This window comes from Peptostreptococcus russellii, assembly GCF_003012055.1.
Lineage (GTDB): Bacteria > Bacillota > Clostridia > Peptostreptococcales > Peptostreptococcaceae > Peptostreptococcus > Peptostreptococcus russellii.
In genome coordinates this window covers 121,167-135,845 of record NZ_JYGE01000004.1, presented here as the reverse complement: position 1 = coordinate 135,845, position 14,679 = coordinate 121,167, and the positions used below count along the sequence as shown (strand labels likewise).

Genomic DNA, 14,679 nt, shown 5'->3' with positions numbered 1-14,679 from the left:
AAGAATGCTTATTGTTTATGCCATAGTAGTACTAGGAGTACTCGGTCTAATCTTTGGTATGATCCTTGACTTTGCTTCAAAGAAGTTCGCAGTTGAAGTGGATGAAAGGGAAGCTGAAATACTAACAGTATTACCAGGAGCGAATTGTGGTGGTTGTGGATACCCAGGTTGTGGTGGTCTTGCAGCTGCGATTGCAAAAGGTGATGCTCCAGTAAATGGATGTCCAGTTGGTGGAGAAGCTGTTGCTGAAAAGGTAGCAGACATCATGGGCGTAACAGCTGGTTCAGGTGAAAAGATGGTAGCGCATGTTAGATGTAAGGGAACTTGCGAGGCTACTAAGAATAAATATGAGTACAGCGGATTACAAGATTGTAGAGCAGCAGCTTCATTGATAGGAGGACCAAAAGGTTGTTCATATGGTTGTTTAGGTCTAGGAACTTGTGTTCAGGTTTGTGCATTTGATGCTATTCACGTTGTAGATGGAGTAGCAGTAGTAGATGAAGAAAAGTGTGTTAACTGTGGTAAGTGTATAGATATATGTCCAAAGGGACTTATAGAGCACAAGCCAGTTAGCAAAGAAGTAACAGTAGAATGTATGTCAAATGAGTTTGGCAAGGCTGTAAAGGATAACTGTTCAGTTGGTTGTATAGGATGTGGAATTTGTTTCAAGGTATGTCCTTTTGATGCTATTATATTTGAAAATAAGCTAGCTCGTATAGATTATGACAAATGTAAGCAGTGCAACAAGTGTGCTGACAAGTGTCCAACTAAGGTTATTAAGCCTAAGGAAAGAAAAAAGCCAGCAGTAAAGGCAGCTGTGGCTACAGCTCCAGAAGCTAAGGCAGAAGCTAAATCTGAATAATAGTTATACTATTTTTAGATATATTATAAGAAATTATTAAAAGCTACTATGAATTAAATTTCATGGTAGCTTTTTTATTGTCTTTTTTATTGTCTTTTTTATCTTTATATATTTTTTATCTTTATATAAATAAAATTTCAAATCATTTTTAATAGAAAGATGTTATTTATTATTAGATTTGACTATAGACCTATGTTAGTAAATCTAATAATAAATATATAAACTATATAGATAAGGAGAATAAAATGACACTCGTAAAAATAAAAGATATGCCAGACGAAGAAAAGCCAAGAGAGAAGATGATGAGAAGAGGTATAAAGTATCTCTCAAATGCAGAACTATTAGCAATATTGATTGGTACTGGTAGCAAGAAAAAGGATGCAGTAGCTTTGAGTACAGAAATAATTAAAAATACAGTTGATGGAGTGAGAGGTCTTGAAAAACTAACAATAGATGAACTTTGTATGATAGAAGGTATTGGACCATCCAAGGCTAGTATAATAAAGGCAGCCATAGAATTAGGGAATAGAATAGATAAGTATATTCCTGAGAGATATAAAATTAAAAATCCTTGGGATGTATATAGATACTATATGAGTGATATGAGATACTTACAAAAAGAAGTTTTTAAGGTGATATTATTAAATACAAAAAATGAAATTATATGTGATGTAGATGTTTCAGTTGGAAGTTTAAATAGCTCTATAGTCCATCCAAGAGAAGTATTTGTAGAGGCAATAAAAAAGAGTGCAAATTCGGTAATCTTGATGCATAATCATCCGTCTGGAAATCCAAAGCCCTCTGAAGAAGATAAAAATATAAGTAAAAGACTAATTAGGTCTGGAAATATTATAGGTATAGATGTCTTGGATCATATAATAATAGGAGATGGTATATATTATAGCCTAAAAGAAGAAGGAGATATTTAGATAATATAGAAAAAAGCTATATCAGGGTTTAACTCAAGTTAAGAAAAATATAGTATATTAATATTAGAGCGTGCAATTTTATTAGGTATCTAAAAAGAATTGTATCTATTTCTCTATCTATTGAGGCTAGAGATATTTATTAAAAATTACTAGCTTCTTGATTGATATATATAAATTAGTGTATTACACAATCAAAAATATAAATAACGGCGATTTTTATTGCTTTCTTAATATTTATTTGTATAATAATAAAATTAGATTAATTTGATACAAAATGTAACTTTTGAAATAGCAATAACTATATTTAATTAGTTAGTTGTATCAATGTTGTTATGTTATATTCGTCATGGATGTGATATACTATAGTAGAGAAAAAATGTAAATAAACAGTGGTTATATAAGCATTATTTAGATTTATAAACTCAAAATTAATTATAGAAATCTGCATTTTAAAGAAGGAATATCTTTTTTGAAAAGAGAATTTTAATCAAGAAAATATTCTATTTTGCGTTTTTGAAATTAGTTTAGATAGTCATATTTATTGAATAGATTGAATTTTTATTATAAAATTAATCTATATAAATTTGAATTGTATGTTTATATAACATTATAATATAATATTTGTATATATTGCCTAGTATTATATTGATGTTTTAAATGAATAATTATTAAAGCATAGGAGGAAGAGATGGGATTCTTTAGCAAATTTTTTGGATCAAATATTAATAATATAATTACAAATGATATGGGTATTGATTTGGGCACAGCAAATACCTTGGTATACATAAAAGGACAGGGGATAGTAGTAGATGAACCCTCTGTAGTAGCGATAAGAGAAGATAATAATGAAATATTAGCAGTTGGTGAAAAGGCAAGTGAAATGATAGGTAGAACACCTGAAAATATAGTTGCAATCAAACCTATAAATGAGGGAGCGATAGCAGATTTTGAAGCAACTCAGGCTATGATTAGTTACTTTATACAAAAGGGATCAAAGGGCGTAGTGAGTCCAAGAATAGTGATATGTGTACCATATGGTATTACAAAAGTAGAAAAAAAGGCCATAGAAGAGGCTGCTATACAGGCAGGCGGCAGAGAGGTATATATATTAGAAGAACCTATGGCTGCAGCTATTGGAGCAGATTTAAATGTCAATGACCCAGAAGGAAATATGATTGTTGATATTGGTGGCGGAACTTCAGAGATAGCAGTTATATCATTGGGAGGTATAGTAGTAGCCAATTCAATTAGAATAGGTGGAAATGAGTTTGATGAATCAATAGAAAATTTTGTAAGAAGAGAATACAATATAGTTATAGGCTCTAGAACAGCTGAAAATATTAAGCTTGCAATAGGTTCTGCCTATGCATCTGAAATGGAACAGGAAATTAATGTCAGCGGAAGAGATATATTGACTGGACTTCCAAGAACTATCACTATAGGATCTACTGAAGTAAGAGAAGCACTTAGAGAGCCAATATCTGAGATTATTGAGGAAATAAGAACAACTCTTGAGCAGACTCCTCCAGAGCTTGCATCTGATATTATGGAAAAGGGAATATACCTAACAGGTGGAGGATCTCTTCTTAGCGGTATGGACAAATTAATAGAATCTGAAACTGCATTAGATGTTCATATTTCAGAAAATCCACTACAGAGTGTGGCTATAGGAGCAGGTAGATCAATTGAAAATGAGCTTATCTTTAATAGTATTGTAAAGATCAATGCAGAAAGTTAGTTGGTGATTGCTTTGAAGTTGAAGAAGGACAATAGGTCGAGATTTACTGTAAGGTCCATAATAACAAGTGCTATAGTTGCGGCTCTAGTGGCAGTATCTGTGATGTCTATTTCTGGTAACGACAAACTATCATTTTTAAAAGATAACGTTGCTTCTGAGTTTTTTTATGATATAGGGAAACACACCAATAATGTTGTTCAAGCAACAGGAGGCTTTATAAGTGATGTTGCTAACTTTAGAAATAATTCTGATAAAGTGAATAAACTAACTAAAGAAAATGAAAAGTTAAAGCAGGAGATAATAGATATAAAAAGTGACAAGAACAAGCAAAAGTCACTTGAAGATTTAAAAAAATCCTTGAATTATGTTCAGGGAGATCAAAAAGAAAAATTTGTATCAGCAGGTGTCATCGGAAAAAATGATGGAGATTGGTATCAGTCCTTTGTCATAGATGCTGGTGCTGATAAAGGTATAAAAGAAGATAGTATAGTAATAAATGGAAAAGGTGTCGTTGGAATAGTTTATAGTGTAAATAATAGCTATTCCAAGGCAATATCCTTAATTGATTCCAGAGCTTCTGTAAGTTTCAAAATAGTAGGAAAAGAAGACTATAAAGGTGTGATTACAACATCATCTACTGTAGGAAAGTCTGATTTGAAAGATATGGACAAACTTTTACAGGGTTATCTATTTGACTCAAGATCAAAGGTTAAAAAAGGTGATGAAATTGTTACATCTGGCCTAGGTTTATATCCTGAAAATATACCTATAGGCAAAGTTACACAAGTGATTAATGATAAAAGTAAGTCTATGAAAATAGTAAAAGTTAGACCGAATGTAGATTTTAAGAAAATAGATGATGTGAGTATTATATCTCCAAGAAAGTTGGAGTAGGTGATAAATATGAAAAATATAATGCTTTTTATAATAGGTCTAATAATTATGCTAGTAGAAGTTTTTTTTACAAACTTTATTAGCTCATTTATTAGTGTGAATTTTTTACTAATATATATAATTTTTATTTCTTTATACATAGACAAAAATAATGCATTAATTTTATGTGCTTTATTAGGACTAATTAGCGATTTGATGTCTGGAGGTATAGTTGGTGTTAGTACAATTTTATTTTTGGCAACATCTTACTTTATATCAATAATAGAAAAGTCTATATTTAAGGATAAAAGAGGAATAGTATGTCTTTTAGTAGCTATTGTAAGTGTCTTTTATTCTATTATAAGTGCAGTGTTTTCAGCAATATTCTTTGTTCCAACACCGATTATAATAGCTCTAATAAAGTGTATTGTGGCGATACCCGCAGCTAATACATTAGTTGCATTTTTTGGATATACTATATTTGAGGAAAGACTCAAAAAATTAAGAGAAGAATAGTGGTGTTTAAATATGAATAAGAATACAATTATTAAAAAAAGATTAAAGACTATTAATAAAATAATAATAGTAGCACTTATTGTGATATTAGGTAAAATCGTATATATGACTACCATTAAAAATTCTCATTACTTAGAGTTAGCAAATCAAAAGACCTATAAACAAATAATGGTTCAGGCGCCTAGAGGAGAAATAAAAGATAGAAATGGAGTCTTACTCGCAGGTAATAAGCCAGAATTTACTGTGCAAATTGTAGCAGATACCTTTAATAAGGTTGGTAAGAGCGAGAAAGAAGGTCCAAATAGGATTGCTTATTCTATAATAAATATATTGGAAAGAAATGATGAGGAATATACGGATGAATTTCCTATTGTCATAGAAAATGGAAAGTATTACTTTACATTTGATAAAAAAATTGAAGAATTTAAGTCTGAAAATGGAATAGCTAAGAATTTTTCACCTAAAAAATGTTTTTATTATATGGTGGATTCTTTAATTGATAATGGTGTTCTATCGGCATCGGATAGAAATATGGAGCCGCTGGAATTACAATCAAAAATGAATTCTTTGGGTTATTATCCACCTATTTTGGTGAGTGAGTGGATGTTTACTCAGCAAAAAAATAAAAACGACTGGCTCGAAAGTTATAAATTAGATGAAAATATATCAGCTAAAAAAGCTTTTGACTTGATAAGAAATAAATACTATAAAATAGATGTTAGTATGTCTGACAGTGAAGCTAGAAAGATTATGCTAGTTAGAGATACTTTAAAATCTAATGTATATACTCAGTACAATCCAGTAACTCTTGCAAAGGGAATAAAGAAAGAAACTGTAGCACAGATTGAAGAAAATGCTATGAAACTGCCAGGTGTATCAGTTGCTGTAGAGCAGAAAAGAGTATATCCAGAGACTGATTTAGCGTCCCATGTACTTGGATACGTTGGTAAAATACCATCTTCTAAGGCTCAGGATTTAAAAAAAGATGGATATAATCCAGATGATTTGATAGGATTATCTGGAATAGAACATAGTTATGAAAAAAGATTAAAAGGAAAATCTGGATATAAAGAAGTTAAAGTAGATAGTGTAGGAAGAGTAATTGATGAAATGAAGTCAGTATCACCTATTTCAGGAAGCAGTGTATACTTAACTATTGATAGTAAAGTACAGAAGGTTGCAGAAAGTTCACTAGAAAAGGCAATAGATTCAGCTAGAACGGGTTCTGTATTTGAGAGTCAATTTGGAAATATAAGTATAGGGGAATATGCTCCTAATGCGAAATCTGGAGCTTTGGTAGCTATAGATGTCAAAACAGGTGAAGTTCTATCTATGGCGAGTTATCCTGACTATGATCCTAATAAGTTTGCTGGAGGAATAAGTGCAGAAGATTACAATAGCTATCTTCCAAAGAACCCAAATGATTTCTTGGCTCCAAATCCACTTTTAAATCTTGCAACACAAGGAGCATTCCAACCCGGGTCAACATTTAAGTTGATTACTGCTATGGCAGCTTTAGATTCAGGTTTAGACCCAGGATACACTATAAATGACCCTGGTGTAATAAGGTTTGCTGGAAGAAACTTTGCGGATTATATATGGCATCATGGAGGTAAAAATCACGGTATTGAAAACTTATACAAGGCAATACAAGAATCTTGTAATATATACTTTTATATTATTGGTAGTGATAAAAATTGGGTAACAGGAGAAGATTTAAACCTTGGAATGGGTGCTAAGAAAATTTTAGACTACGCCAAAAAGTTCGGCTTAAATGAAGGAACTGGCCTAGAAAATCAATTAGAAGAAAGAAATGGAAAGGTTCCTAGTGAGAATGAGAAGGTTGAAGGAACTAAAGCACAACTAAGAGTAGCTTTGGATAGAAAAATGAGAAATCATTTTGAAGGAATTGACTATGATAAAAATAAAGAAAAGTTTGATGAAAAAATAAATGAGATAGTAAGTTGGATAGATGAAGATAAGACACCTGGAAGAAAAGAAACAATGGAAAGATTAGGGAAATTATCTGTAAAGGAAGAATATATCGAAAAAGATGCAGATTTAATGGTATATAGTTATTTCAACTTTGCTAAATGGGGTATAGGTGATACTTTCAACTTGGCTATAGGTCAGGGTGAAAATGCATATAATCCATCTCAGGTAGCAAGGTATATTGCTGCAATAGCTAATGGAGGCTATCTTGTTGATATGAATGTAGTAGACAAGGTGGAATCACCAAAGGGCGAAGTAACTGAAAAGAGAAAGAAAAAATCCGAAAAAATTAAGTTTAAGGATGATAATAATCTAGAAGTGTTGAAAGACGGAATGGTGAGAGTATCTAAGGTAGGTCTAGCAAGAAGAGCCTTTTCCGATTTTCCAGTAACAGTGGCTTCTAAAACTGGTACTGCAGAAAAAAGTGGTAAAATACCTAGCGACAATGAATATGACTATTTGATGTCTCATATAGCTTCATATGGAGTAGAAAAGAAAGAGTTGTTAGCAAGGTACAGAGAGCTTAGGTCTGAAAGGGAACTAGAACTTACAAATGAAAAGATACAGGAGCTAAAGTCAAAGATTAAAAATCCTAAAACTGAAAAAGAAGATAGGGAAAAATACGAAAAGGAATTGGAAAGAGGCATCAAGGTAAAGTTGGATGATAGCGACAAAATAAACGCATTTTACCTTAGAAAGGCGATAAAATCTTTAAATGCAAAGATCAGCGATACTGATATTGATAGGTTTAAGCCAGATTATGGCTCCTTTGCATGGTGTGTAGCATTTGCACCTGCAGAGAATCCAGAGATAGCTGTAGCTTGTGTAATACCTCAAGGGGAATCAAGTTCTTACGCGATTTTACCAATAAGAGAAGTTATGGGACAGTACTTTGGTCTTATCAAAGAAGAAGATGATGAGAAAGAAGAAGACAAGCTAGATCAAGACAAGAAAGAACAAGGAGATGAGGAAGAAAGTAAATCTCAAGAAAATAAAAATGAAGAGTCAGATAATGAGAGTAGCTCAGAAGATAGGACAAGAGATATAAATAGCGATATAAAGGCTATAGAATAGTTTTAAATATTAGTTTGAGGGGATGATATTATGAACTTGAAGGAGAGAGAAGCGGTTGAATTTAAAGGAACAGGACGAGGGCTAGTACTGTATATAGACAGGGAAAGCTCAATGGAGTCTATTTTTGATTCAATCTCTAACAAGATCAAGTCATCCCCTAATTTTTTTATTGGTGGAGTATTGACGGATATAGATAGCAACTATGTCTCTCCCTATCAAAAAAAGCTGATAATAGAATACTTAGATGAAAATTATGATATAACATATACAGGTGTAGATGAATTTCACTTTAATGAGCAGATGAAACAGAAAGAATATAAGGGAGCAACTGCTGTTTTCAAGGCTATTAGAACTATGTATATAATGGATATATCTCAGGGAGAGCTAATAGATTACAATGGTAGCTTGGTTATAATGACAACTACTCCTAAAAACTGTGTTATAAAGGCATCTTGTGATATAACAGTTTTAGGAAGTATAGAAGTAGATTCAACTGTTATATCAGGTGGAAATATTATTGTTATGGGAGAGGTAAGAGGAATGGTCTATGCAGGGGCATACGGAAATGACAGTGCATGTGTTATTGCAAGGCAGATTAACTCTCAAAAGTTAGCTATATTTGATTGCCAAAGTGAAAGTTCTATAAGTCAGAGAAGAAGTAGCATGAGTAATCCAGAAATAGCCTACATCAATGAAAATAAGGAAATTACAATATCACAGAAGAAAGAAATATTATTTAAATACGCTCCAGAAAGTATTAAAGATACCAGTTATGGGGCATTTGATATAAAGGAACAGGGAATAATGATGGAAAAAAATCAGTCTTTTGAGGATTTTTCATATGAAATAAAGCAACATTCTAAAAAAGACTCCCTAGATTATGATAGTGAACTAAACTCTGCTGATAAGAGTAATTTAAATCGTTTAGAAATGGAAAATACAGAGGGAAATAAGACCTTGAATCTACTTCATAGTCTTAGAAGAAACTCTTTTAGGGAGATAGACGCTAACTTTAATAGAAAAGCAAGAAAAGATGATGAAAGTGAAAAGAATAGCCCTAGTAAGTATGAAAAAAATAATTCACATAACAAGCTAGAAGAGTTGAAATTTGATATAAAAAATGAAAAGATAGATAGTAATGATAATAACACAAAAGATTTTTCTGAAGGAAATAAAGATAAAAAAACAGGAAAAACATTTGTTGATAAAATAAAAGATCTGCTTATAGAAGAAGAGGTGAATGATGAAGAAAATAGATTATAGTAAAAAGGCAAGAATAATAAGAAATATTGATTGGAAGTTGGTTACTATAGTCTTTTTAATATTTGCTTTTGGTATACTTGTACTGAGTAGTGCCACTCACGTTAACATAACGGGTGACTTTAAACAGATGATTACACAATTATTAGCTTTTGCTCTTGGAATAGTTGTAGTAATAATACTGTTATTATTTGATTATAATAGTATAGGTAAGTATTATAAAGAACTGTATATATTTAGTTTGTTGATGTTGTTAATTGTTTTGATACCAGGAATTGGAGATAAGCAGTTTGGTGCTATGTCTTGGATTCGTATAGGTAGCTACAATCTTCAAACATCAGAAATAGTAAAGACAACTTTTATTCTAAGCTATGCCAAAATAGTGGATATGAATAAGGAACATTTAAATGAGTTAAAGACATTATCTAAATTAGTCCTATATGCACTTCCATTTATAGGCTTATTATTAGGTCAACCTGACCTTGGAACAGGAATTGTATTTATGTGTATAATATTCTTTATGTTCTATGTTGGTGGGCTGGATAAGAAGATAATAAGAAATGTTATAATAGCAGCTATTGTACTGACTCCTGTAATGTTTTTTTTAATGGCACCACATCAAAGAGTTAGAATAGTAAACTTTTTTAATCCAGAAGCAGCTAGTAACTATCAGGTATTGCAGTCTATGATTGCAATTGGATCTGGTGGACTAACTGGTAAGGGATTATATAATGGATCGCAAAATCAAGAGAATTTTCTACCAGTACGTGATAGTGACTTTATATTTGCGGTTATTGGAGAAGAATTTGGTTTAATAGGTATGCTTATTATGATTATTCTATTTATTCTTCTTATAACTAGACTTTTGACAATAGCTAAAAGATCAAAAAACACATATGGAACTTTTATAGTAGCAGGAATTACAGGTATGTTTGCCTATCAGATAGTACAAAATATAGGTATGACTGTAGGTTTGATGCCTGTAACAGGAGTAACACTTCCTTTTGTAAGTTATGGGGGAAGCTCAATATTGACATCAATGGCAAATATTGGGATAGTACTAAATGTTTATATGAGAAGGAAAAGAATAAATCTCTATTAAAAAGAAGAAATATTAATTTTTATATAGATGATTCTTAGTGTATAATATAGTAGTAAGTAGTAAGTAGTAAGTAGTAAGTAGTAAGTAGTAAGTAGTAAGTAGTAAGTAGTAAGTAGTAAGTAGTAAGTAGTAAGTAGTAAGTAGGAAATTAATATTGATTTTAAAGGGGCTTGTATTGAAAAATAGAAGCCCTACATAATTGTAAGGATAAGAATTGTGGAGGTAAATTTTGGAGAAAGTAAATATAAAAGCGATACTTAAAAAAGTAGAAAAGCCAGCTAGATATCTTGGTAATGAATTAAATACTATTCATAAGGATACTTCAAATAAGAATTTAATTAGATATGCTCATTGTTTTCCAGATATGTATGAGGTTGGAATGAGCCATTTAGGGAGTCATATTTTATATAACTGCATAAACCAAGAAGAAGACGTGTTTTGTGAGAGAGTGTATGCTCCAGGAGTTGATATGGAAGAAAAGATGAGAGAGAATAATATCCCTCTCTTTGGACTAGAGTCAAGAGAAGCTATTACGAATTTTGACTTTGTAACATTTTCTCTTCAATATGAGATGTGTTATACAAATATACTAAATATGATGGATTTGGCGGGTATTCCACTACTTGCAAAAGATAGAAAGAATAGAGAACCTTTTATTCTTGTAGGTGGATCTTGTGCCTATAATGTTGAACCTTTAGCTGATTTTGTAGATATTGTAGTCTTAGGTGAAGGTGAAGATATGAACTTAGATGTAATAAGGGCATACAAGGAATGGATTAGCACAAATCCTTATGAAAATGGAAAAAGTAGAGAAGACTTTTTAGAAAAGGTATCTCAGATAGAGGGAGTATATATACCTGCTTTTTATGAGTTTGAATATAATGAAGATGGAACTGTAAAACAATTAAATAAATTAAAAAACTTTGCTCCAGATAAGCCTAGAAAAAGAATAATAGAAAATATGGATGAGGCTGAATATCCAGAAAAACTAATCGTTCCATTTATAGAAACTGTGCATGATAGAATAGTTTTAGAACTTTTTAGAGGTTGTACAAGAGGATGTAGATTCTGTCAAGCGGGTATGATATATAGACCGATAAGAGAAAAGTCACTTGATAGGCTAAAAGAAATAGTAGACAATATGATAAAAAACACAGGTTATGACGAAATTTCGCTGTCATCTTTAAGTACTAGCGACTACTCCAAGATACAGGAGATTACAGATTTTTTGGTAGAAGAATATGCTCCACAAAATATAGGAGTATCACTTCCTTCTCTTAGACTTGACAATTTCTCTATGGAAATAGCAGAAAAAGTACAGCAAGTAAGAAAAACAGGACTTACATTTGCTCCTGAAGCTGGTACACAGAGACTTAGAGACGTTATAAATAAGGGTGTTACTGAAGAAGATTTAAGAAATGCAGTTGGAAAAGCATTTGAAATGGGATGGAATAGTGTAAAGCTGTACTTTATGATAGGACTTCCTACTGAAACATATGAAGATTTAGATGGAATAAGAGATCTTGCCTATGAAGTGATAGGCATATACAAAAATGTTCATGGTGGTAGAGTTGGAGGAAGATTTGGAGTAACAGTTAGTACTTCTACATTTGTACCAAAGCCATTTACACCTTTCCAGTGGCACGGTCAGGATACTCAAGAAGAGATTAGAGACAAACAGAAACACTTAGTAGGAAAGCTTAGAAATGGAAAGATAAAATATAACTATCACGATTCAAAGACAAGTCTTATGGAAGCAGTATTTGCTAGAGGAGATAGAAGACTAGGAAAAGTCTTATTAGAAGCTTTTAAAAATGGAGCAAAATTTGATGGTTGGTCAGAATACTTTGACTTAGGTAGATGGCTAAATGCAATGGAAGTTAATAATTTAGACCCAAGTTTTTATGCCCACAGAGAAAGAAACTACGATGAAGTATTCCCTTGGGATCATATAGATGTAGGAGTTACAAAAGAATTTTTAGTTAGAGAAAATGAAACAGCAAAAGAAGCAAAAGTTACAGAGGATTGTAGACACGGTTGTAATGGTTGTGGTATCAATGTACATGATATTGGAAGGGGGCTATGTTAATGTCAAAAACAATGAGAATAAAGTTTATTAAAGTTGGAGATATGATATATATTTCTCACCTAGATGTACAAAGACTTCTTCAAAGAGCATTTAGAAGAGCCAATGTAGAGCTTGCTTTTTCACAAGGTTTTAATCCACATCCAAAGATGAGCTATGGAAATGCCCTAGCTCTGGGAGTTGAAAGCTATGGTGAATATGTAGATATAGAAATTAAAGATGATATAGGCTCTCAGGAATTGATGGATAGAATAAATAAGCAGCTTCCGGATGGTATGCAGTTTGAAAAATGTATAGAACTAGAAGGTGGGGAAAGAGCACTAGCAGCCAATATAATGTTTGGTGATTATGAATTTGAAATAGAAAATATAAATAAGCTAGATGAAGAAACTGTCTTGAAAAACTTGGAAAAGTTAAAAAGTAGCGAATCTATCTTGACAACAAGAAGAAATAAAAAGAAAAAAATAGTTGAAGTTGACATAAGACCCTTGATTAAAACTATTGATATAAAGAAAGTAGATAATGAAAAGATAGTAGTATCTTCAATATTAGCTACTGGATCAAAACAAAATTTGAATACGAATGTATTTGTACCAAAGTTATTGGAGTACTTAGATATAGAGATGGATCCTTTAGATGTAGATATTAAAAGGAATAATCTTTACTTTGAAATACAAGGAGAGCTTCTTTCTCCACTATAGTAATTTTAAAATAAGTGGATAGCCTTTGGTTGTCCACTTATTAAAGTATGAGGAGTTATTTATGAAAAAATATTATATTGAAGACTTTGTTAGTTCAACAAAGCTTGCAGTAGTTGAAAATGATAAAATAGAAAAAATCTTAATAGAAGAAAAAAATAATAGTCAAAAATTGAAAAATATATATAGAGGAAGAATAGAAAAGATAATGCCTGCTATGGAAGCTTGTTTTGTCAATATTGCTGAAGGGAAGCAAGGCTATCTTAAGCTTCAAGAGTCAGATAATTTATTTGAAGGTGACAATGTATTAGTTCAGGTGATAAAGGAAGAAAAAGATGATAAAAGAGTTAAACTAAGTAGAGAAATAAGTATTTCAGGGAGATATTTAGTATATATACCTAGCAATAAAAAGTTAGTCTTTTCAAATCAAATAAAATCTAATGATGAGAAAAAGAGGCTAAAGAAGATTTTACTAAATTCTTCAAATGGAGAAAAGGGATTTATCCTTAGGACTGAGGCACAGGGCTGTACAGAAAGAGATTTATATGAGGAAGTTCAAATTTTAAGAGAAAAATATCAGGCTATACTGGAAGAATATCAATCAAGTTTTTACCCAAAAAAATTATATTCAAAAGATAAAAAAATACTATCCTATATAAAAGAGCATCTTGACGAGGATGTAGAGAGTATAGTGTATTTAGATGGTGATTTAGATAGAGAAGTTAGAAATATAGTAAAATCAATCAATCCAAAATATCTAGAAAAGTTGGATAGAAAAAACAATATAGATATATTTGAAGGTTATGGGATAAATAACAGCCTTAAAAAATATTTATCTAGGATTGTACCTTTAGCTAGTGGATCATATATTGTATTTGATAAGACTGAAGCTATGACAGTAATAGATGTTAATACAGGTAGATTTAGGGGCAGTAGAGATTATGAAGATACAGTATTTCAGGCTAATATGGAAGCCTGTGATGAAATAGCAAAACAGATTATAACGAGGGATATTAGCGGCATTATAATAGTCGATTTTATAGATATGAGACCATATAAAAATAAAAAGAAAGTAGTAGAAAAAATGTCTCAAAATCTCTCTATTGAGGGAAAAAGATCTTATGTCTATGGATTTACTCAACTTGGACTCATGGAGATATCCAGAATGAGAAAAGAAAAAACAATAAATGACTTCTATTCATCAGCATTATATGAAATAGATAAAATAGAGAGAAAAGTTTTAAGTTCTAAGTATCATGAAAATTTAGATGAAGTAGACATAAAGCTTAGTAGAAAAAACTTTGATAAAGTTGATAAAGAAAAATCTAAAATACAAGAAATAGAAAAAAAATACGGTGTAAAAATAAAATTGATAAAAGAATAACTATAAAGTTAGAAAGAAATATATAAATATAGATATTTAAAAAAATATAAGGATTATATTTTTTTTATAATATAATAAAAACACAAAATAGATAAGTAATATAAAAAAAGAGTATATTTTTTATAAAAATATATTAAAAACCTCCTTTCTTAGTTGAAATGAGGT

At 31.2% G+C, this 14,679-nt stretch carries 11 protein-coding genes; all 11 read left to right on the top strand.

The genetic code is table 11. From position 1 onward, the window contains the following. The first annotated feature begins 4 nt into the window (after positions 1-4). The 11 genes from rnfB to UF10_RS05670 all read left to right on the top strand — a co-directional run bounded on the left by rnfB (position 5) and on the right by UF10_RS05670 (position 14,514). Complete coding sequence (rnfB, locus tag UF10_RS05720; RefSeq protein WP_106776872.1) at positions 5-862, top strand: RnfABCDGE type electron transport complex subunit B; 858 nt, start codon at positions 5-7, stop codon at positions 860-862. Positions 863-1,131: 269 nt separating this feature from the next. Beyond that, positions 1,132-1,791: a RadC family protein gene (gene radC, locus UF10_RS05715; RefSeq protein WP_106776910.1), complete on the top strand. Its 660-nt coding sequence runs from the start codon at positions 1,132-1,134 to the stop codon at positions 1,789-1,791. 688 nt (positions 1,792-2,479) lie between these two features. Continuing rightward, complete coding sequence (locus tag UF10_RS05710) at positions 2,480-3,529, top strand: rod shape-determining protein (RefSeq protein ID WP_106776871.1); 1,050 nt, start codon at positions 2,480-2,482, stop codon at positions 3,527-3,529. An 18-nt stretch (positions 3,530-3,547) separates the two neighbouring features. After that, a complete protein-coding gene (mreC, locus tag UF10_RS05705) occupies positions 3,548-4,423 on the top strand; it encodes a rod shape-determining protein MreC (protein WP_242969063.1) in 876 nt (291 codons plus the stop codon). Positions 4,424-4,432: 9 nt separating this feature from the next. Then, entirely contained in the window at positions 4,433-4,918 is a 486-nt protein-coding gene (mreD, locus tag UF10_RS05700; protein WP_106776870.1) for a rod shape-determining protein MreD, read from the top strand. 12 nt (positions 4,919-4,930) lie between these two features. Next, positions 4,931-7,984 (top strand): penicillin-binding transpeptidase domain-containing protein, encoded by a 3,054-nt coding sequence (locus UF10_RS05695; protein WP_106776869.1) that lies wholly within the window; start codon positions 4,931-4,933, stop codon positions 7,982-7,984. Positions 7,985-8,014: 30 nt separating this feature from the next. Then, complete coding sequence (locus tag UF10_RS05690) at positions 8,015-9,247, top strand: septum site-determining protein MinC (protein WP_106776868.1); 1,233 nt, start codon at positions 8,015-8,017, stop codon at positions 9,245-9,247. Next, positions 9,228-10,346 (top strand): rod shape-determining protein RodA, encoded by a 1,119-nt coding sequence (gene rodA, locus UF10_RS05685; protein WP_106776867.1) that lies wholly within the window; start codon positions 9,228-9,230, stop codon positions 10,344-10,346. Before UF10_RS05690 ends, rodA begins: the two co-directional genes overlap by 20 nt. Before the next feature lie 229 nt (positions 10,347-10,575). Then, the gene (locus tag UF10_RS05680) at positions 10,576-12,435 is read left to right on the top strand and encodes a TIGR03960 family B12-binding radical SAM protein (protein ID WP_106776866.1); all 1,860 of its coding nucleotides are present in this window, start codon (positions 10,576-10,578) and stop codon (positions 12,433-12,435) included. Further along, entirely contained in the window at positions 12,435-13,133 is a 699-nt protein-coding gene (locus tag UF10_RS05675) for a TIGR03936 family radical SAM-associated protein (RefSeq protein ID WP_170062454.1), read from the top strand. Before UF10_RS05680 ends, UF10_RS05675 begins: the two co-directional genes overlap by 1 nt. A gap of 61 nt (positions 13,134-13,194) precedes the next feature. Then, entirely contained in the window at positions 13,195-14,514 is a 1,320-nt protein-coding gene (locus UF10_RS05670) for a ribonuclease E/G (RefSeq protein WP_106776864.1), read from the top strand. Positions 14,515-14,679: the final 165 nt, after the last annotated feature.